The 22,718-nt window shown below is 43.4% G+C and carries 16 protein-coding genes; 5 read left to right on the top strand and 11 right to left on the bottom strand.

Annotated features, from left to right (window positions below):
• The first annotated feature begins 33 nt into the window (after positions 1-33).
• From nadB to Q7U33_RS02320, 5 genes are all read left to right on the top strand, one after another.
• Positions 34-1,680 carry an L-aspartate oxidase gene (gene nadB / locus Q7U33_RS02340; protein WP_304857979.1) on the top strand — a complete coding sequence of 549 codons (1,647 nt, stop codon included), beginning with the start codon at positions 34-36 and terminating at the stop codon, positions 1,678-1,680.
• A 448-nt stretch (positions 1,681-2,128) separates the two neighbouring features.
• Entirely contained in the window at positions 2,129-3,616 is a 1,488-nt protein-coding gene (locus Q7U33_RS02335) for a DEAD/DEAH box helicase (protein ID WP_304857978.1), read from the top strand.
• Between the two features lie 27 nt (positions 3,617-3,643).
• On the top strand, positions 3,644-4,105 hold the full coding sequence (locus Q7U33_RS02330; RefSeq protein WP_304858014.1) for a YaiI/YqxD family protein: 462 nt from the start codon (positions 3,644-3,646) through the stop codon (positions 4,103-4,105).
• A gap of 89 nt (positions 4,106-4,194) precedes the next feature.
• Positions 4,195-4,674 carry a peptidylprolyl isomerase gene (locus tag Q7U33_RS02325; RefSeq protein WP_304857977.1) on the top strand — a complete coding sequence of 160 codons (480 nt, stop codon included), beginning with the start codon at positions 4,195-4,197 and terminating at the stop codon, positions 4,672-4,674.
• Positions 4,675-4,719: 45 nt separating this feature from the next.
• Entirely contained in the window at positions 4,720-5,205 is a 486-nt protein-coding gene (locus Q7U33_RS02320; protein ID WP_304857976.1) for a hypothetical protein, read from the top strand.
• 338 nt (positions 5,206-5,543) lie between these two features.
• On the opposite strand, the gene Q7U33_RS02315 is transcribed toward Q7U33_RS02320, so the two are convergent.
• The 11 genes from Q7U33_RS02315 to mutS form a co-directional block, all read right to left on the bottom strand.
• Positions 5,544-8,261 (bottom strand): nitrate reductase, encoded by a 2,718-nt coding sequence (locus tag Q7U33_RS02315; RefSeq protein ID WP_304857975.1) that lies wholly within the window; start codon positions 8,259-8,261, stop codon positions 5,544-5,546.
• A 5-nt stretch (positions 8,262-8,266) separates the two neighbouring features.
• Complete coding sequence (gene nirD, locus Q7U33_RS02310; RefSeq protein WP_304857974.1) at positions 8,267-8,581, bottom strand: nitrite reductase small subunit NirD; 315 nt, start codon at positions 8,579-8,581, stop codon at positions 8,267-8,269.
• Between the two features lie 28 nt (positions 8,582-8,609).
• On the bottom strand, positions 8,610-10,304 hold the full coding sequence (locus Q7U33_RS02305; RefSeq protein ID WP_304857973.1) for a bifunctional protein-serine/threonine kinase/phosphatase: 1,695 nt from the start codon (positions 10,302-10,304) through the stop codon (positions 8,610-8,612).
• Positions 10,305-10,340: 36 nt separating this feature from the next.
• Complete coding sequence (locus tag Q7U33_RS02300) at positions 10,341-11,546, bottom strand: NarK/NasA family nitrate transporter (RefSeq protein ID WP_304857972.1); 1,206 nt, start codon at positions 11,544-11,546, stop codon at positions 10,341-10,343.
• A gap of 42 nt (positions 11,547-11,588) precedes the next feature.
• Positions 11,589-14,018 (bottom strand): nitrite reductase large subunit NirB, encoded by a 2,430-nt coding sequence (gene nirB, locus Q7U33_RS02295; protein WP_304857971.1) that lies wholly within the window; start codon positions 14,016-14,018, stop codon positions 11,589-11,591.
• A gap of 233 nt (positions 14,019-14,251) precedes the next feature.
• Positions 14,252-15,679 carry an alginate export family protein gene (locus Q7U33_RS02290; RefSeq protein WP_304857970.1) on the bottom strand — a complete coding sequence of 476 codons (1,428 nt, stop codon included), beginning with the start codon at positions 15,677-15,679 and terminating at the stop codon, positions 14,252-14,254.
• A gap of 58 nt (positions 15,680-15,737) precedes the next feature.
• Positions 15,738-16,541, bottom strand: coding sequence for an ABC transporter ATP-binding protein (locus Q7U33_RS02285; protein WP_304857969.1), 804 nt, complete (start codon positions 16,539-16,541; stop codon positions 15,738-15,740).
• Positions 16,542-16,569: 28 nt separating this feature from the next.
• Positions 16,570-17,412, bottom strand: a complete 843-nt coding sequence (gene ntrB / locus Q7U33_RS02280; RefSeq protein ID WP_304857968.1) for a nitrate ABC transporter permease — start codon at positions 17,410-17,412, stop codon at positions 16,570-16,572.
• Positions 17,413-17,457: 45 nt separating this feature from the next.
• Positions 17,458-18,762 (bottom strand): CmpA/NrtA family ABC transporter substrate-binding protein, encoded by a 1,305-nt coding sequence (locus Q7U33_RS02275; RefSeq protein WP_304857967.1) that lies wholly within the window; start codon positions 18,760-18,762, stop codon positions 17,458-17,460.
• A 232-nt stretch (positions 18,763-18,994) separates the two neighbouring features.
• A complete protein-coding gene (locus Q7U33_RS02270; RefSeq protein WP_304857966.1) occupies positions 18,995-19,558 on the bottom strand; it encodes an ANTAR domain-containing response regulator in 564 nt (187 codons plus the stop codon).
• Positions 19,559-19,831: 273 nt separating this feature from the next.
• On the bottom strand, positions 19,832-22,459 hold the full coding sequence (mutS, locus tag Q7U33_RS02265) for a DNA mismatch repair protein MutS (RefSeq protein WP_304857965.1): 2,628 nt from the start codon (positions 22,457-22,459) through the stop codon (positions 19,832-19,834).
• Positions 22,460-22,718 lie beyond the last annotated feature (259 nt).

Genomic DNA, 22,718 nt, shown 5'->3' with positions numbered 1-22,718 from the left:
ATTCAATTCTCTTCCACACAATTCTTGTAAATTATGCAGCAATTTGATGTTTTAATTATTGGCAGTGGTCTAGCAGGACTTTCGCTCGCTCTGAGAACGGCTGACCATAAAAAAATCTGCTTAGTCAGCAAACGTAGCATTAATGATACGGCTAGCAATTGGGCACAAGGCGGCATCGCTGCTGTGCTTAACAATGATGACTCAATAGATGCGCATATTCAGGACACGCTAATCGCAGGTGCGGGACTTTGTGACGAAGCGGTCACAAAAAAAGTCGTTGAGCACGGAAAAGAAACGGTAGAGTGGTTAATAGAGCAAGGCGTTAAATTCACGCGTGAAAACAACAATAGTAACTACCATCTCACTCGTGAAGGTGGTCACAGCCACCGTCGTATTATTCATGCAGCAGACGCAACAGGTAATGCGGTTCAAACCACGCTCGCTGACCAAGTGAGGCAACACCCTAACATCACCTTACTTGAAAACCACATTGCAGTAGATTTAATTACAACGCATAAAGTTAAAAATATTAACCCCAAAATTGCAGACGACAATGCGTGTCTTGGTGCTTATGTGCTAGATAATAGCACTGGAAAAGTGATTACGATTGGTGCCCACAATACCGTATTAGCCACAGGTGGCGCAGGAAAAGTTTACTTATACACCACCAACCCTGACGTGAGCACGGGAGATGGCATTGCCATGGCATGGCGCGCTGGCTGTCGTGTTGCAAATATGGAGTTTATTCAGTTTCACCCTACCTGTTTATTTCACCCCCATGCTAAATCATTTTTAATCTCTGAAGTAGTGAGAGGTGAAGGTGGTCTACTGAAGCTACCTGATGGCACGCGTTTTATGCCCGAGCATGACCCACGTGCGGAGCTTGCATCAAGAGACATTGTGGCTCGTGCCATCGACTTTGAAATGAAAAAGCGCGGACTTGATTGTGTCTATCTGGACATTTCACACAAACCGCTCGATTTTATTCAAGAGCACTTTCCTAACATCTATAAACGTTGCTTGGAATTGGGTATTGATATCAGCAAGACACCTATTCCTGTTGTGCCAGCAGCACACTACACTTGCGGCGGTGTCATGACGGATGACAAGGGGCAAACAGACGTTAAGCATCTGTATGCAATTGGTGAAACTTCTTGCACAGGCTTGCATGGCGCCAATCGATTAGCCAGCAACTCATTATTAGAGTGCTTAGTATTTGGTAAGGCAGCCGCCGAAGATATCCTCAATCAAACACCTCGTGCAATCACCAATTTGCCCTATTGGGATGAAAGCCGCGTGACTGATGCGGATGAGGAGGTGCTGATTACCCACACATGGGATGAACTGCGTCGCTTTATGTGGAATTACGTTGGCATTGTGCGCACAGATAAGCGCCTGAGCCGCGCATTGCATCGGATTCATATGTTGCGTGATGAAGTTCATGAGTTTTATAGCAACTTTAAAATCAGTAACGACCTCATAGAACTAAGAAACCTGCTACAGGTTGCCGAGTTAATTGTAAGAAGCGCAATTGAGCGTAAAGAGAGCCGAGGTTTACATTTCAGTAAAGACCACCCCAACACAGACGAAGACCCTATACCTACAGTACTTGAGCCTTCAAACTATTACAGTATATTAGATCGCGAGCACGGTCATTATCATGACAACGCCAAGCACTAACGGCTAACAATATGAAGTCTTGCTATTGATAGGCCAAATTTTTAAGTATTCACGCCACTTTATGTAGCTCATGACTAGGTGATCTACTTAAATATTGACGTGATCAATATTTTTTATCTAGCTTTAATTTGAATCTACCGTATAATCTCACAAAATCTAATGCCCTACGCAACCAATCAGCGTAGCGGTCTTTTTACCTCTCATCTTTATTCACACAAATAAATGATGATTACTGTTGCCTACCTCGATTGGTGTTACTTTGATAGTGATGGGTTGGCGATAGAAGCGCTGAAAAAAGTCAGCGAGCAAAATAAATAGCACCTTGCAATACAAACGAACCCAGTAAAAAAAATACTAGTTCATGCACTTTTGCAGCCGGTTACAAGCTCTTTAAACGCTCAACCACTCATACAGAACTTCGCTAAATTTCCAAGCTGGAGCTATTACTTTGACTATTGAAACAACAAACACACTTAACTTTGATGCGTTAGGTTTATCTGAGCCTATTTTGCGTGCGATTAACGACGCTGGCTACACATCACCAACCCCGATTCAGGCCAATGCCATTCCACTCGTATTAACTGGTGGTGATTTATTGGCTGGCGCACAAACAGGCACAGGCAAAACAGCAGGTTTTACCCTGCCAATTTTGCATCTACTCAGCCAAAAGCCATTAGCAGAGGTTGCTAAAAGCCGTCCTCGTTGCTTAATGCTGACACCAACGCGTGAGCTTGCTGCGCAGATTGAAGAATCAGTAAAAACCTATGGTAAATACTTACCACTGACTTCTACTGTCATTTTTGGTGGCGTGAATGCTAACCCACAAATTGCAAGACTTAAAAAACCACTCGATATTCTAGTCGCAACGCCAGGCCGTTTACTTGACCATGCTAATCAAAAAAATGTTGATTTGTCTGGCATCGAAATTTTAGTATTAGATGAAGCTGACCGCATGCTAGACATGGGCTTTATCCGTGATATTAAGAAAATACTCGCAATGTTACCAAAGCAACGCCAAAACCTGCTGTTCTCGGCTACATTCTCTGAGGAGATTAAAACCTTAGCCGATGGCCTATTGCATAACCCTGGTTTTGTTGAAGTGGCGCGTCGTAATACTGCATCAGAACTGGTTGAGCAAACGGTACATATGGTGCCACAAGCACATAAACGTGATTTAGTGAGCCACTTGATTAAACACCACGACTGGAAGCAAGTGTTAGTATTCACTCGCACCAAACACGGCGCAAACCGCTTAGCTGAGAAGTTAATCAAAGATGATATACAAGCTGCTGCGATTCATGGCAACAAAAGCCAAGGCGCACGCACTAAAGCACTCGCGCAATTTAAAGATGGCAGCATGCGTGTACTAGTAGCCACTGACATTGCAGCACGTGGCTTAGATATTGACCAATTGCCACAAGTGGTTAACTTTGAATTACCGAATGTACCAGAAGACTATGTACACCGTATTGGTCGTACTGGCCGTGCGGGTAGCAGTGGTGCTGCCGTTTCTTTAGTGGATAGAGAAGAAATCAAGCTATTAAAAGACATAGAAAAACTAATTAAACGCGAAATTCCACGCGTGAGCGTTGAAGGGTTTACCCCAGCAGCAAACCCAGAGCCAGAAGCACCACGCGCACCTCGCCCGCAACAAGGCCAACGTCGTAAACCACAGGAAAACGGCAGACAAGCAGCACCACAGAAAAATGGTGCTACACAAGCCCAACAACCTAGGCGCGCGCAGCCAGTGCCTGCTCAACCTCGATCACAAAAGCCAATGTCTGAAGCGGCTAGACACCAAGCAATGCCACAAGCAGCCATATTTTCACCTCAACCAACCAACAACGGTAATCGTAGCCATGCGCCGCGTGGCCAGCAAAATAGAGGCACAGCAATCGCTGGCAGTCAGCACAAAACTGGTGGCAGAGGCCGCTAAGATTAGCTAAACAACGTCAGATACATGATGAAAATTTGGGTTGATGCAGATGCATGCCCAGTTGTGATTAAAGAGATTTTATTTAGAGCAGCTGAGCGCACAAAAATTACGACGACGCTCGTCGCTAATCAGTTTTTACGTACACCGCCTTCTGCATACATCAAAACCATACAAGTACCCAGTGGTTTTGATGTCGCAGACAATCACATTGTACTTGCGCTAGAAGCTGGCGACTTGGTGATTACGGCGGATATTCCGCTTGCAGCACAAGTCGTAGAAAAAGGGGCTTATGCCTTAAACCCGCGCGGCGAACTCTATACCGAAGCCAACATTAAGGAACGTCTAAGTATGCGCAACCTGATGGAAGAGCTACGTAGCAATGGTGTAGAAATTAGCGGGCAGTCCGCTTTTAACCAGGGTGACAGACAAGCTTTCGCAGCATCGCTGGATCGATTAATTGCTAAGCACCTGAAAAACATACAAGCTTGAAAATAAATATTGCCTACATTTAAGCAATTTCAAAAATATAGATTAAAATTTCAACATTACTTTAAAAAACCTAGGTAGAGGATTTCACCATGCAAATTGCAATGAACACTGTTGTCACAATGACTTACGAACTTAAAGATGCTGATGGCAACGTGCTTGAATCTAGCAATGATCCAGTAGCCTACTTACATGGTGGTTATGACAATATTTTCCCAAAAGTAGAAGAAGCCATGCATGGTAAAGACATTGGCGATGTAGTCATTGTAGATTTACAACCTGCGGATGCTTTTGGTGAATATGATGAAGAGTTAGTACAAATTGAACCAGCCAGCGCGTTCCCTGCGGCTGAGTTAAAAGTTGGTATGCAATTTGAAGGTGAAGATGAAACAGGCGATGTCATCCTGTACACAGTGACAGAAATTGCTGACGGCAAAGTGATTGTGGATGGCAACCACCCTTGGGCCGGCGAACGCGTTGTATTCACAGCAACGATTAAAGATGTTCGCCCTGCTAACAAAGAAGAAGTTGCTCATCAACATGTGCACGGTGCAGGCGGCCATCACCACTAATCAATACCATCATTGATGACCTAAATACGCTCACAGCCTATTCATATGAAATCATTATTGCTTAGTATCACCACCTGCGCGTTGTTATGTTGCACGCAGATTACGCTAGCTGCCACAATGTATCGTTGTGGCAGTAGTTTTCAAGACACGCCATGTGCTAACCAAAACTACAGTAAAACCATGAAAGCAGCAAAGGCTAGTGATGGTGCTACGAAAGATAGAGATTTATCTCCATACCAAGTAGATGCTGACTGCAAACAACGTGGTGACGCGGCAAAGAAAATGATGTGGCTTCGACAGACAGGTAAAACAAAAGAAGAGCAATTAGAGAGCGCCGAAGATGCACAGACTCTGGCCCTAGTAAACGAGGTTTACAATAACAGAGGCACCTCTTTAGAAGTGAAAAATGCGATTGAGCAGTCCTGTATGCAACAAAAAGAGCAAAGTAAGCTTGCCGAAGATCTGTTAATAGAAGCTAAACGACTTAAGAAAACCCCATACGCCCCTGCTAGTAAGGTTACATCGGAATAGTCATAAGCACCACAGACTAACCAAGTGATTGCACGCTGTGAGGCAGACCCCAACCTACAATGCGCTGATGGTGTCTTTTGTGCAAAAGATTTGCTTTATGCGCAACGAATGACCGCGACGCTCAACCGTTACACATCAGAGACTTTACAGCTTACGGTGAGATGGAGCATATGGCCGCTGAAAAATACCACGTACTGACTATCTAATGCTGAATACCATCGGTGGCAAAATGCGCCATGAATACTCATCGCGCGCTTTTTATTTTAGTGGCAGCTATTATGCCTAAGCATCAAGCGCTAAGAGTCAGCACCCAATAGGAGTTGACTTAACACGTAGCCCTAGTGTTTAGCATGTATACGAACCAACTGTTTTAACTCAGGTACACAAGACCCGCACTGCGTACCGCACTTAAGCTTGTTCTGTAATGTGAGCAAATCTGCGCCCAATTGAATATTATCGATAATTTCGTTTTCAGCAACATCCAAACAATTACAAACAATCTTACCGCGACTACGCTGACCAGCTGGCGGAGCACTCAATGGCGCTAATGCCCAGCGACGTAACTCAGGGCTAAATTCCCCTGTCCCCATGACATCTTTAAGCCAGGCAGCAGCTAAGGTCTCCCCCACTAACCTAACGCCTGTTACCTCTGCCTTATTTTCCAAGTTTGTTTCAACCAGAATACGTTTACTAATGCCACGCTTAGCATCCAGATAATTGAGCAAAGGTGCGTCCCCTGTCATGCCGAGCAAAGTATCTATGTCTTGGATCACTTGATCATCAGGTGCTTCTGTGTGTGCAGCTCTTAAAATGAGCATGCCACAATGTGTTTCTGTCTCACGACCGAATAGCCCGCAACTAGCATACTCAAAGTGAGATAAGTACCCTTTTAACTTCTGCAACACATCCAAGTTGTGTATGGTGCGCATCACAGTCATGCGCCAAGGTAGTTCTAACTTCTCTAGCTTAATCGCGGTGTGCTTAAGTTCTGGCTGTTTAGAAACTTTGTCATACGCTGAAGGCATTAATGCATTGACGCCTAAACCATGCATAAACTGGCTACCCCAGTGCATTGGGATAAAGGTCTGAGATGGTTTTACCTCATCGGACATTTGTACAGGTAGTACTAGACTACCTCGTTTGTTACTGACCTTAACGACATCCCCATTTTGAATGGAGCGGCGCATCATATCGTCTGCGCTCATATGAATAACAGGCTCTTCTGCATGATTAAATAACTGCGCAACATTACCAGTTCGACTCATACCGTGCCACTGGTCGCGTAGACGCCCCGTCAGTAGGTGCAATGGATAACGTGCATCTGTTTTATCAGCAGTGCCTTTATAGGTAGCGTTCAGGAACTGTGCTTTGCCATCAGGCTTCTGGAATACGCCGTCTGCATACAAACGGGCCTTACCTGTTACATCACCGTTTTTAAACGGCCATTGCTGCGGGCCCTGCTCATTGAGCAATGTGTAACTTAGGCCAGTAATATCTAAATCTCGTCCGCGTGTGGTTTCACGATGCTCATCGAAAATTTGCTCAGTCGTCGTATATGGGAACAACGCAGTGTTTTTTGCGAGTCTTTGCTCTAAGCGTTGTGCAAAATCTACAACAATTGCCCAATCATGGCGAGCTTCAGCTGGTGGAATAACAGCAGGATTAACACGTGTAATACGGCGCTCAGAGTTGGTAACCGACCCTTCTTTTTCTCCCCATGTGCTGGCTGGCAGTAATACATCAGCATATTGGCAAGTTTCAGTATTATCAAAGGCATCCTGTACAACCACTAGCTCAGCATTATCTAATGCCTCTAATACATCATTGAGATCAGGCATCGATTGTGCAGGGTTGGTACAGGCAATCCAGATTGCTTTAATACTGCCATCTTTAACTGCTTTAAACATATCGACGGCTGACTTACCAGGTATATCAGAAATGCTTTCGATACCCCAAAAACTAGCCACTTCAGCACGATGCACTGGGTTAGCTAGGTCACGATGACCAGATAACAGCGTAGCCATACCACCAACCTCACGCCCGCCCATGGCATTAGGCTGACCAGTCAGTGAGAATGGACCTGCGCCAAGTTTACCAATTTGACCTGTAGCCAAATGCAGGTTAATCAACGCTGCATTTTTATCGCTGCCATTAATCGACTGATTCAGGCCTTGACAGTACATAGAAAGCGTTGGGCCTTTACCAAACCATTTAGCCGCAGTGATAATATCCGCTTCTTTAATACCGCAAATATCAGCTACCATTTTAGGGGTGTATTCGCGCACCGTTTCTTTTAGCTCAGCAAAGCCATTGGTATGGGCATCAATAAAGTCATTATCCAACATGCCTTCCCATAGCATGATATGCAACATGCCATTGAATAACGCAACATCAGTACCTGGCAAGATTGCTAAATGCAAATCTGCGGCCTTGGCTGTGTCAGTCTGGCGAGGATCTACCACCACTATTTTTAAATTTGGATTTTTCTCTTTGGCATCTTCAATACGACGATAAAGGATTGGATGTGCAAAAGCAGTATTAGACCCTGCAATAAATAAGCAATCTGTATGGTCAATATCTTCGTAGCAAGCAGGCGGCGCATCAGCACCTAGCGTTAATTTATAGCCAGCAACGGCTGAGCTCATGCAAAGTCTTGAATTGGTATCCACATTATTCGTACCAATCAGACCCTTGGCTAGTTTATTAAAGACATAATAATCTTCAGTCAGCAATTGGCCTGAAATATAAAAAGCCACACTATCAGGGCCATGTGTTTCGATTAATGTAGCAAACTTCTCAACCACTAAGTCGAGTGACTCGTCCCATGTCGCTCTGGTTCGTGGTAAATGACGACTCTGGCGAACTTCAGGGTACAGCAAGCGATTATCCAGCTTAGCTGAAAGATGCAACGTAGAGCCTTTGGTACACAAACGACCAAAGTTTGCTGGATGTTGTGGATCACCTTTAACATCGATAATTTTGTCATTTTCAGAGTGAATAATCACCCCGCAGCCAACACCGCAGTAACAACAAGTACTTTTAGTTTGCTTAATCAAATCAATTACTCTTTTAGCTCTAAATAAACGACGCCACCTTCAATCTTGGTGTTAAAACATGCTGTCTCGCCTTCATCTGGTTCATCAGCTTTACCATCCACTAAGCTGATTTTCCAACTATGTAATGGACAAGCAATTTTGTCACCGTACACAATACCTTCTGATAGTGGACCACCTTTGTGTGGGCAGCTATTATTCACAGCATAGATACGGTCATCCTCTAAACGAAACACACCGATATCAATGTCTTTACTGCGCACAACGCGTGCACCTAACTTAGGGATTTCTTCAAGAGGTGCAACTCTTACCCAATTACTCATTTTAGTCCTACCTTTATATCTAGTTGAATCATGAAACTGCTAATAAATAAATCAATAAAAAATTTAAGATTAACGAAAAAATCGCTATCCATTGCCACTTAACCAATCTAGCACGTGCAATTAATGGTGTACGTGCTGGTGGCAAAATAGGCTTTAACTCACCATGCTCAAGTGCAATCAGCATTTCTTCTGCTGTTTCAAACCGCACTTTAGGGTCTGTTGCAATTGCTTTTAATACAATATTTTCTAACCAATACGGAATATCTGGACGGTATCTTGTCGGTGCCGTAGGACTACCAAATTTTGGATTTTGAAAAGGTTCTATTTCACCATGTGGATATTTACGTGTAAGTAGATGATACAGTGTAACGCCAGCTGCATAAATATCACTTTGGGGGGTTGCCATTTCACCATCAAACAATTCTGGCGCCATATAGCTGGGGGTACCAGGGTTCTGTAATACATCTGATTTATTCGTTTGCATACTCAGTGCAACGCCTAAATCTAAAATGCGCAGTCGCTGATCACTTCCTTGATGCACATTAGCAGGTTTAATATCTCTATGCACAATGTTGAGACGATGTAAGGCGCCAATACCGCGCATCATATCGATGCCAACTTTAAGAATACCAGCTACCGTAAAATGGTGTCCGCTATCTAATCTTTGTTGTAAGGTTGCACCTTCATGCCAGCTCATCACGTAGTAAAGCTTGCTTCGCTTCTCTACTGAAACTGGGAACACCTGCGGCACGTACTGAGAAACCACACGTTTTGCTAACCACTCCTCATTCAGCAAGCCATGACAACTCTCAGTATCCGTTGCTAATGCTGGTTGCAGGGTTTTTAATACAAACAATTGCTTAGTTGTCGTATGCCGCACTTTATACAGCAAACTTGCCCGTGACTCATACATCAACTCAAGTACTTCAAAATCATCAATATGGTCACCCACACTTAACTTTTCTGGCACCGTGAGATGTTTACCACCAGCCAAAAGCTCTAATAACGTATCCTGACCTAAGGCAGTGACTCTTAACACAACCGCAGTAGAATTATCCTGACTGCCTTTTTCAATGGCCATTTTAGTAAGATGATCACAAATCATTTGTGGGTTATTGTATAAGCCCAAAAGCTTATGGATACCCTGCTCACCTACGCTATCCCACACGCCATCACTCATTAAAGCAAATACATCACCTTCTTGCAATGCGCCTTCTGAGAAGTCTACTTCCAGATGTCGATCTAAACCCACTGCGCGCTTTAACACGTGACGCATATCTGGTCTGTCCCAAACATGGTCAGTGGTTAGTTGCTTGAGTGCGCCATTTCGCAATAGATAGATACGGGTGTCGCCCACATGGGCTGCATAGTAGCGCTGCCCACGCAACACAAGCAATGACAAGGTTGTCGCCATGCCCACCATATCACTATTCGCATTTGCTTGCGCAATCAGCCAACGGTTTGCAGCAGTTAGGACCTTGTCTAGAGAAGTAAGCGGCTCCCAAGTATCTGGTGTGGCATAGTAATCTGTGGTGACGGTACGTACCGTCATCTCAGAAGCTTCACCACCGCCAGCATTGCCACTTACGCCATCGGCGATTGCAAAAAGTGCACCTTTTACACTTAATTGCTCGCCTGATGGCGTTACTAAGCCAACATAATCTTCATTACGTGTACGTGGCCCAGTAAGGCTTGATTGGCCTACAGTGAATTGAAGTGACATGATTGACGTGATGCCTTAGCTTTACACCTTGAGTTTTTATACTTTGGCAGTCGTTGCTGCGCCCCAAGTAGTACGCCAGCGTGTTTTAACACCGACCAAACCAAGTACAGCTAAAGCAGCTAGCCCTGCAAAAATCAGTATACCAACTTGATAGCTACCAGTGGCTTGTTTAATGATCCCTAAGCTTGATGCTAAGTAAAAACCACCAACACCACCCGCCATACCCACTAAACCAGTCATCACGCCAATTTCTTTACGGAAACGTTGTGGTACTAACTGGAATACTGCACCATTACCCATACCTAAAATCGCCATTGTTGGCACGATCACCCATAACGCCAATTGGTAAGTTGGTTGACCAAAGCTCATCACTACCAACAACACCGCAGCTAATATGTACATGGTTAATAAAGTACGAATACCGCCAACACGATCAGCTAACCAGCCGCCTAAAGGACGTACAAGCGAACCTGCAAACACACATGCTGCTGTACAGTAACCAGCCACTACAGGGCCTAGCGCATATAAGTCATTGAAATAAATGGTCAATGATGAAGCTAAACCTACAAAGCCGCCAAAGGTAACGCTGTAGAAAAACATGAACCACCAAGCATCTTTATCTTTAAGAATCTGCATGTATTGACTTAGCGATTTTGCCGCTGGTGCATCAGGCGCATCTTTTGCAAAAACGATGTAGATAAACATGGCGATACTTAATGGAATTAATGCTAGACCAAATACATTATTCCAACCATATGCCACGGCTAAACCAGGTGCAAACAATGCTGCAAATACAGTACCCGAGTTACCAGCACCAGCAATACCTAGTGCCGTACCTTGATGCTCAGGTGGATACCAACGGCTTGCTAAAGGTAATGCAACCGCAAACGCAGCGCCAGCAAACCCTAAACCCAATCCTAACATTAACGTGTGTTGGAAAGTTTGTAAGCCATGTAACCATGCTACCAATAAGCTAGCAAGCACAATCACTTGACCGATTAAGCCTGCCATTTTAGGTTTAATTTGATCAACTAAAACACCCATCACGATACGTAATAGTGCACCAGCTAACACAGGAGTTGCGACCATTAAGCCTTTTTCAGCGGGGGTCAGTTGCAAGTCAGTCGCAATTTGTACCGCTAATGGGCCGAGTAACACCCACACCATAAAACTTAAATCAAAATATAAAAAAGATGATAGTAAGGTCGGTGTATGACCTGATTTCCAAAAACTAGATTTCATTATGTTATTTCCTAATCTTTAACAATGCATTAAATCAATGTATTAAACAGTAATAGTTTCGTACTCTTTATGTTGCTCACGATTTTTCACGCGTTCAGCCCAAGGGTCTGATGCGCCTTGTAGTGCGTAAATCAAGCGTTCGTATGCTGCCTTACGGCCTTCAGCATCTTCCAGAATACGTTGTTTTACATACTCTAAACCAACACGTTCAATCCAATGCACGGTGCGATCCAAATAGCGCGCTTCTTCACGGTAAATCTGGATAAATGCACCCGAGTACTCCATGACTTCTTCTGAAGTTTTCACTTTACATAGGAACTGTGCAGCTTCGGTTTTAATACCGCCGTTACCGCCTACATAAATTTCCCAGCCAGAATCCACACCGATAATACCCACATCTTTAACGCCTGATTCAGCACAGTTACGTGGACATCCAGACACCGCAAATTTCACTTTATGTGGCGCCCACATGTGGTCGAATGCTTTTTCGATATCAATGCCTAATTGAGTAGAGTTTTGTGTACCAAAACGACAGAACTCTGAACCAACGCAGGTTTTAACCGTACGGATACTCTTGCCGTAAGCGTAACCTGATGGCATGTCTAAGTCTTTCCACATGTCGACCAAGTCATCTTTTTTCACACCTAACAAGTCAATCCGTTGACCACCTGTCACTTTCACCATCGGCACTGCATATTTATCTGCAACATCCGCAATTTTTCTGAGTTGGTCAGGAGTCGTCACGCCGCCATACATACGTGGAATCACAGAATAAGTGCCATCTTTTTGGATATTTGCATGCACACGTTCATTAATAAAACGTGATTGCGGGTCATCTTTTGCCTCGTGTGGCCAAGTTGAAAGTAAATAGTAGTTAAGTGCTGGTCTGCAAGTTGCACAACCGTTTGGTGTAGACCATGCCATCCCCTTCATGGCATCTGGAATGCTTAGGTATTTATGAGTGCGGATTTCTGCACGCACCTCTTCATGGCTCTTTGTAGTACACCCACACACTGCTTTACTTGTGGATGGAGGCGCATAACCACCACCTAAAGTAGAAGCAAGAATTTGCTCAACCAAGCCCACGCAAGAACCACAACTTGACCCAGCTTTAGTTTGTTTCTTCACATCATCAATGGTGAATAAACCTTTATCTTGAATGGCTTTAACAATGGTGCCTTTACATACACCATTACAACCACACACTTCCATTTCATTGGTCATGGAAGCTGCTTTATCTTGGCCTTGATGACCACTATTACCTAGTGAGTCTTGGCCAAACATCAGGTGATCACGAATCTCGTGAATCGCCTTACCATCTCTTAACATCTGAAAATACCACGAACCATCCGTGGTATCCCCATAAAGCACGCTACCAACGATTTTGTCATTTTTGATGATGAGCTTTTTGTAAATCCCACCAACTGCATCGTGCAAAACAATTTCTTCTGTATCATCACCGCCCATAAAGTCACCTGCACTGAATAAATCAATACCCGTTACTTTAAGTTTAGTTGATGTCACTGATCCTTTATATTGGCCTATGCCAAAGTTAGCTAAGTGCGTTGCACAGACTTTAGCCATTTCAAACAATGGCGCCACTAGTCCGTAAGAAATACCACGGTGTGCCACACACTCACCCACTGAATACACACGTGGGTCATAAGTTTGCATGGTGTCATTGACCACGATACCTCTATTGCAATAAATACCTGCCGACTCAGCTAATGCGTAATTTGGACGGATACCAACTGCCCACACTACCAAGTCTGCTGGAATTTCCTGACCATCGCTAAATCTCACTGCCTTCACGCGACCTTTGTCGTCGCCAACCAATTGTTCTGTATTTTTATTCAATAAGAAATTAAGGCCCTTAGCTTCTAGATTTTTTTGCAGCATTCCACCTGCAGTTTTATCTAACTGACGCTCTAATAACCACTCGTTTTTATGAATAACTGTGACATCCATGCCTTGGATTTTTAAGCCGTTGGCTGCTTCTAGACCTAACAGGCCACCACCGATCACTACAGCATGCTTATAGACTTTTGCTGCCTCAATCATGTCGTTCGTATCTTTAATATCACGATAACCCAAGACACCCTCAAACTCATTACCTGGGACTGGTGGCATAAATGGTTTGGAACCTGTCGCAATCAATAGCCTGTCGTATTCAGCGCTTATGCCGTCTTCCGTATATACCACACGGTTTTTACGGTCAATCTTATGCACTCTTGCACTTGTGTGCAGGGTGATATTATTCTCAGCATACCACTCTCTGGTATTTAAAATGATGTCATCAATGGTTTGCTCATTTGCGAGCACAGGAGACAACATAATGCGGTTGTAATTAGGGTAAGGCTCATCACCAAACACCGTAATATCATAAATATCAGGCGCTATTTTCAGCAACTCTTCTACTGTACGCATCCCGGCCATACCGTTACCAATTACTACTAATTTCATCTTTTGCATTTTCTCACCATCGATTTATTTAAATTGCAATATGTTCATAAACATGCACTATTTATGCCAAATTTTATGATTTTTTAAATTATTTTTTTTATATTTAAAACAAGTACTTATTTTCAATACCAAATAACAACCACCATCACACCAGCGCTTTTATAGTGCTAATGCACCATTATGGAATTCCACAATGGTGCATTTTTATAACACTAAAACACCTAAAAAAATCTAGATGCTATTTAGAACGTGTACATACCAGTCACCCAAATAACTTCTTTGTCGCCTTTACGTGCAGCGCCTTGTAAGCTCGTACCGTATACATCACTTTCTCTAAAGTTAGCGTACTCAACCTTGCCCAATAATTTATCGTTAAATGGATACGCTACGCTAGCATCAAACTCAGTACCATACTTATCACCAAACTTACCATTCATAGATTGATATTTTTCGTCAGATTTAAAGACATGATATTCAGCATAAAGCTTGAATTTATCGATAGCTCCCGCAACAGTGACAAAGGTATCTTCTATCCCTTGACGTGGCGTTGCTAAAAAGTGATCTGACCAACCTTGGAATAGATGGTTAGTTCCCAATGGCGTTTGGAATGCATACTGCCCATCATTACTAGAAAGCTTTTCATGGTCCACACGTAATGACCATGCACCGTATGCCGCACCGCCACCTAATTTGAAATAATGTGCATCAATTAGCGGACTGCCACCAGCCAAATCGCTTTGTCTTGCATACTCTGCTGTATAGAGCATTTTCCAATCAGGATTAATCGCACGTACGCCATCTAAACGCGCACCAAAAGTTTTGCTGCTGGCATCAGTCGTTGCTGAACGTACAGAGTCCTTACTCGCACCAAGACCATTACCACCTTGTGCAGCAGTGCCGATGGCAGCTGGGTTACCACCGTTTTGACCCAAGTTTGCCACATCAACGAAGTAGCCATAACCAGTCAATGATTCTGATGGTGAAATGCGGTACTTTGCGTTCACAATATCAATATTGCCATGACGATCTTTGGTGGTAATTTGACGCACTTTATCAAAGTGTGCTGCAAAAATTTCTACGTTTGGAATACTTTTATTTAACACAGTCACACCATCAAACACTTGCATGTTTTGTCTAAAGGCAATGTCACCAACAAAACGAACGTTATCTAAGTTAACTTGTTGACGACCTAAACGTACTTTAGTGTTTTTAATACCAGTCCAATCCACATAAAGTTGATTAATATCGGTAAAGCCTGGGTCAACAATATTAGGGTAGCGGGCCTTATTTGGGCTAGAGCTTGCTGTGCCGTTATTATGCTCAGGAAGATTACCTCTGCGGTCGTTAAAGTTATCGTTAAACTCGTGAACATCAGTGATTTGTGCACCAAAACTAAAGTTTTTGTATGGCGCAGTTTGCCAGCCAATCAAGCTACGTAGGGTAAATGCTTCGCCTGTATCAAGTCGTTTGCCACCGCTAAATGCCTCTTGATTCACGTTTTCGTAACGTAAACGAAAATTCGTCATATGCTTACCATCTTTAATAGCATCTAAAAATGTATATTCAGCAACAGCTTCTTCTTCTGCATAAGCTGATTGCGCCATGCCTGCTAATGCTAATGTAGTACAAGCCATGACCATATTCATTTTGAATAATGTTTTAGTTTTCATGTTAATAATCCTTTAATTAAATTTTAATTTGACGTTGTAGTGTTTAAATCAATGGCGTTTATGCCGATTTCTTAGCATGGCGCTCATATAAGAAGCGCAATACTTCACTACGTAAATGGTTATATTCTTGATCTTCTGCCAATTCTAAACGTGCTCTTGGTCGCGGCAATTTAACTTCTAAAATTTCGCCAATAGTTGCACTTGGTCCGTTAGTCATCATCACAACACGGTCTGATAACAATACAGCCTCATCCACATCGTGCGTGACCATCACTGCAGTACAACCTGACTTCGCCATAATCTTCATCAACTCATCTTGCAAGTTAGCGCGGGTTAGCGCATCTAACGCACCAAATGGCTCATCCAACAGCAGCACCTTTGGCTCCATGGCCAAAGCGCGGGCAATGCCAACACGCTGCTTCATCCCACCTGATATTTCATTAGGTCGTTTGTCGCTAGAGTGTGACAGCCCTACCAACTCGATAGCGGCATGCGTGCGCGCCTCAAGTTGTGCTTTGGTCTCGGTGCTAAATACGCGTTCTACTGCGAGATACACGTTTTCAAAACAAGTTAGCCATGGTAATAAAGAGTGATTTTGGAACACGACTGCTCGCTCAGGCCCTGGCCCTGCAATTTCTCGGCCTGCGCAGAACAACAAGCCATCAGACGGTTGTAACAAGCCTGCGATTAAATTTAGCACTGTAGATTTACCACAACCAGAGTGCCCAATAATTGAAATGAACTCGCCTTCTTTAATATTAAGATTAATACCCTTGAGCGCATTGAATGTCCCTTTTTTGGTATGAAAGGTCATATCTACGTGCTCCAGTTGTACATATTTGTCAGCGTTTGCTTTTTCCATGATCGTTCCTAAAGGATATTTAAGTGTGTTATTCGTAGCTAAATCGTTTAGCGATTTGTGTGAGCATTAACTCAAGCAACAAACCAACAATGCCGACGATAAAAATTGCGATGATGATGTGTTCAACATTCAAATTATTCCACTCATCCCACACCCAGAAACCGATACCAACACCGCCCGTTAACATTTCTGCCGCCACAATCACCAACCATGCAACACCGATAGATAGGCGCACACCAGTCATCATGTAAGGCAATACAAACGGAAACAGTATTTTGGTCACAATTTTCCATTCACTTAGGTTCAACACTTTAGCTACGTTCATATAGTCTTGCGGGACTTTACTTACGCCAACTGCTGTGTTGATAATCATGGGCCATACTGCTGAAATAAAGATTACCCATATCGCTGCAGGATTAGCTGCTTTAAACACCAGCAAACCAATTGGTAACCATGCAAGTGGTGAGACTGGACGTAGCAAGCTGATCACTGGCGCAGTCATTCTTGCCACAAACTCAAAACGACCGATAATAAAACCAAGCGGGATACCAATTAATGCAGCTAAGCCAAAACCCAAACCAACACGTTCCAGTGATGCCAGGATATTCCAACCCACCCCTTTATCATTGATACCATGGTCGTAAAACGGATCACTAAACAATTCAACCGCAGAGACCCAAGTTTTAATTGGTCCTGGCAACTCTTGTGTATGTTCTGCAATCAAAGCCCAAATTACAACCAGCAAGAACAACCCAAAAATTGGCGGTAGCACCCATCCAAAAAAGCGATAAGCCTGCGTATTTAAACGACGAGAACTGCCTAAAGTGAAAGGTTTAGCGGTAGGCATTATTTTATTTACAGTATTTGTCATTTCAACTCCTTAAGGCGCAACTCTATTTGTGCAATGCTTCATGAATTACACTTTAATCTTGAACGATGCAGCATAAGCAGCTGGATTAGAGCCATCCCACACAACGCCATCCATTAACTTACTGCTACGCATCGCGCTTTTCGGCACACTAATACCTAGTTGCGATGCAGCTTCAGAGTAAAGTTTTACTTGGTTGATCTTAGTGGCAACCCCTAAGTAATCAGGATCAGATTTGAGCAAGCCCCAACGTTTATGCTGTGTTAAGAACCACATACCATCAGATAAATATGGATAATTCACTTTACCGTCACTAAAGAACTTCATGTAGTTAGGGTCTTTCCATACTTTGCCGTTGCCATTGTCGTAATCACCCACAAAACGGCCTGCAATCACTTGTTCTGGCGCATTGACGTAAGCTTTACCTGAAATCAGCTTAGCCACTTTCGCACGGTTTTCTGTAGCATCAATATAACGACAGGCATCAAGAATCGCCATGATAATTGCACGTGCAGTATTTGGATTTTTCTCTACGAATTCAGCAGTACAACCTAGCACTTTCTCAGGATGATCTACCCAGATATCTTGTGTTGTTGCGACAGTAAATCCTACTTTGTCGAAAATCGCCCTAGCGTTCCAAGGTTCACCAACACAATAGCCATCCATATTACCAATACGCATATTGGCCACCATTTGCGGTGGAGGCACTACAATATTTTTCACATCTTTTACTGGGTTAATACCGTTTGCAGCTAACCAGTAGTTAAGCCACATAGCATGCGTACCTGTTGGGAAAGTTTGTGCAAAGGTATAGTCACGGTTTTCGTTATCAATTAAGCGCTTAAGACTCTTACCATCTTTCACGCCTTTTTCTTTGAGCTGGCTAGAAAGTGTAATGCCTTGGCCGTTATGATTTAAGCCCATGAGCATCGCCATATCTTTTTGCTGACCACCAATACCTAGCTGTACGCCATACACCATGCCGTACAGAATATGTGCTGCATGCAACTCACCATTAGACACTTTGTCACGCACTGCTGCCCATGACGCTTCTTTTGAAGGGGTGATTTTGATGCCGTATTTCTTATCAAAGCCCATTTCTGCAGCCACGACAATCGGTGCACAGTCCGTGAGTGGAATAAAGCCAATTTTTACATCGGTAATTTCTGGCGCATCAGACCCTGCCGCATAAGCTTGTGTGCGAATACCGTTTGGCACTAAACCCATCATGGCTGCTGCACCGAATGCACCCATTGCACTCATTTTAAAAAAGTCACGGCGTGCAGAATCTATCACCACTTCCGGTTTCTGATCCAACGTAATTACTTTGTTACTGATATTGTCATTGCCCATCTTAGTTCTCCTAAAATAATCCAAACAATCTAAAAAATTCATAAAAAAAGGCGTCTGATAAGTTGAACTAACTCTAAATGAAAGAGTTAATTGCTTATCAAGACGCCTTTGTCTTGTATTACATGATCTGAGCCACCATTGGCTCTTTTTTACTGCTTGGATGATTTAGCTCATCAGTCCGTCATTGGACTTTTGGACTCAACCACCAACAAATATATAAATCTTTTATCAGTTAAAGTAACAACTGTGCTGCTTCAACAATTTGTGCTGCTAACGCCCCGATACGCGTATGTTTTTCCATCGCCATCTTTCTTAGCATGCTATACGCTTCATTTTCATCAACGTTGCGCTGCTTCATGATCAAACCTTTCGCACGTTCAATGATTTTGCGCTCACTTAACTTGGTATTGGCCTCTTGTAAGGCAACACGTAAATTCTTAAACTCTTCAAACCTTGCAACTGCCGCATCAATTACTGGTTGCAAGCGCTCATTGGGTAAATTACCCACCACATAAGCACACACACCAGCCTGCGTTGCTAATTTAATCTGCTCTTTATCCCCATCATGTGTAAACATCATCACTGGACGTGGATCATTCATCGTCATGACACAGATATGTTCTAAAGTATCTCGACTTGGCGAATCTGTATCGATCACCACGACATCTGGTTGCAATTTACTGCATGCATCATTTAAGTTGATAGTGTCTCTTAGATGCGCAATCACGTCGTAACCGTTATCAAGCAATGACTGCTTGAGTGGTTTAACACGCTCCAAATTATTATCAACAATCATTACTTTTAACATAGCAGCTTAACTCAATCGACTGAGCAAATATAAGCAATAGGTGTGCCAACTATTAAAAAATTGCTTAACCACTTGTTTAATATGGAATACGTAATTATACGTAGTGGTAGAAATACCTTCAAAAAACATCAGTTCGCACAAATAAGGTGCGCATGCACACGCTTGCATCAAGACAAAACGCACTTCAATGATGCGCGCGAAGAGTAATGTGCTTCCTTTTAGTATGCCCTGACCTATCAACAGAAGCACTGACTGCTATTATTACACTTGATTGACGGCTTCTTTTAGTCTGTACAACATATCCAGAGCCTGCTTGGGCGTGAGGTCATCGACCTGCAATGACTCCAACTCAGTGAGCACTGGATGTAATGGAACGTCCTCAATTTGCTCATTCATCATGAACATATCTACTTGCGGCACTGCTGTTGCATCCTGATTAGCCACCTGATTTAACTCTAATTGCGCTAATTTTCTTTTTGCCGCACTAATAACGGGCTTAGGAATCCCTGCCAGTTGCGCAACTTGTAAGCCATAACTTTGATTGGCCGCCCCCTCTTCGACTTTGTGCATAAACACTATACTGTTGCCATGTTCAACCGCGTCTAGATGTACATTAGCTGCATATTTAAACTCATCAACAATACGCGTCAGCTCAAAATAATGCGTAGCAAATAAAGTATAAGCGCGGTTTTTCTCTAATAACTGCTTGGCAACCGCCCATGCGAGGCTTAATCCGTCAAATGTAGAGGTACCGCGCCCGATTTCATCTAACAGTACTAAACTTTTGTCTGTCGCATTATGTAAAATATTGGCCGTTTCTGTCATTTCTACCATAAAGGTTGAACGTCCGCCTGCTAAATCATCCGAAGCGCCAATACGTGTCATGATGCGGTCAATCTCACCAATTTTTACTGAAGTTGCTGGCACATAACAGCCACAATACGCCAGTAATACAATCAAAGCAGTTTGCCGCATAAAAGTAGATTTACCGCCCATATTCGGGCCTGTAATCAGCAACAATTGACGGTAAGGGTTAAGTGTCACATCATTGGCAATAAAGGGCTGACCTGAGGCTTGCATAGAAATCTGCTCCACCACAGGGTGGCGACCGTTCACTACTTCTAACCCAGCCTCGGTTGTAAATGTGGGCGACACATAATTTAAGCTAATAGCACGCTCGGTAAAACAACACAACACATCTAAACTAGCTACTGCGCCTGCATTGGTTTGCAATGCAGAGATATATTGCCCAAGTTCTACTAACACCTGTTCATACAACATCTTTTCGCGGGCTAAAGCACGGTCATTTGCACTGAGTACTTTATCCTCAAACGCTTTAAGTTCTGGGGTAATAAATCGCTCTACGTTCTTAAGTGTTTGGCGACGCCTATATTCTGCTGGCGCACTTTCCGCTTGGGTGCGGCTCATTTCAATATAGAAACCATGCACGCTGTTGTATTCCACCTTGAGATTGGTAATCCCTGTCCGCTCTTTTTCTGCCGCTTCAAATCGCAACAAAAACTCGCCATGGTTGGTTTGTATCGCACGTAGTTCATCCAGCTCGGCATCATAGCCATCTGCTATCACGCTGCCCTCACGGAGCACTACACTAGGTTCCGCTTTAATGGCAGTGGTAAGCAAACTTACTACCGCAGCAGATGGTATTAAATTGCTGGCTAAGGTTTGTAATAAACTGGCAGATTGCTGATTAAGTTGCGATTGCAGCAAAGGTAATTGCTGTAGGCTCACAGCAAGACCAGACAAGTCTCTTGGGCGCGCTGTTTTAAGGGCAACGCGCGCAGTAATACGCTCAATGTCAGCCACAGACTTTAAGGTCTGCCGTAAATTCAAATATTGGTTGGTTTGTATTAAATCAGCAACTGCCTCATGACGCTTCATCACCAAGTTACTGTCTTGCAAAGGATGGTGTAGCCAATGTCGCAATAAACGCGCACCCATCGCGGTTTGGGTAGTATTCAGTAATGAATATAACGTAGGGCTTGCCTCACCGCGCAAGGTCATATCAATTTCAAGATTACGCCTAGTCGCGGCATCCAGCTGTAAATAGGCGCTGGTGGTTTCTACACTTAATGCATTGATATGCGGCAAAGTGGTGCGTTGCGTATGCTTTACATAATCAAGCAATGCACCTGCCGCACAAATTGCAGGGTGCATATCGGCACAGCCAAAGCCATTTAAATCATAAGTATTAAATTGTTTGGTCAGCGTAGAAAAAGCACTATCAAAATCAAACTGCCATGCACTTAAGCGCCGTTTAGCCACTTTACTGGCATTGAGTGAACTGTGTTGAAAGTCGTCAGAAAGTAATATTTCACTAGGCGCAATGCGTTCTATTTCCTGCGCCACCAAACCCACTGCGATTTCACTCAATATAAAACTGCCAGAGGCTAGGTTCAACCGTGCAAGACCAACCACACCATCCGCCTGAAAAATACTGAGTAATTGATTATCACGAGACTCATCTAACAACGCCGCATCGGTGAGCGTGCCTGGCGTTAAAATACGCGCTACTTCACGCGCTACTGGGCCTTTACTGGTGGCAGGGTCGCCCACTTGCTCGCAGATAGCGACCGCCTCGCCCATTTTGGCAAGTTTGGCTAAATATTGCTCAGCCGCATGATAAGGTACACCTGCCATTTTAATGGGCTGCCCATTACTGCTACCACGCTGTGTTAAGGTGATACCAAGCAAGCTAGAAGCTTTTTCAGCATCTTCAAAAAACAGCTCGTAAAAATCACCCATACGATAAAACAACAACATATCAGGATGCTGTGCCTTTAAGCCAAGGTACTGGCGCATCATGGGGGTGTGAGTTTCTAACACGCCAGAATCAATCTCTTTGTTATTGTTTTTTTGTATACTCTTCATATTAATAATCACAAGCACATGCTAAGGTTAGCCCATTTTAACTCACTTAAACTTAAGCTAGTAAATCACCACTAATTTTTAATTAGCAAAACTCACACAAACTAAAGTGATCACAATTAAAACAAGCTACCTCTATTCATAGACACGTTTAGAACAAACAAGAGCACTAAGAGCCAAAATTTTTATTAACTAAAATGGTCGCGCCATGCCAGCATCCCTTCTGCTAGAATTAGTTTTTTCTAAAAAAAATGTGCATATA

Source organism: Methylotenera sp., assembly GCF_030653755.1.
GTDB lineage: Bacteria > Pseudomonadota > Gammaproteobacteria > Burkholderiales > Methylophilaceae > Methylotenera.
Note: the sequence above shows the minus strand (reverse complement) of the source record. Positions and strands in the feature narration are given on the sequence as shown.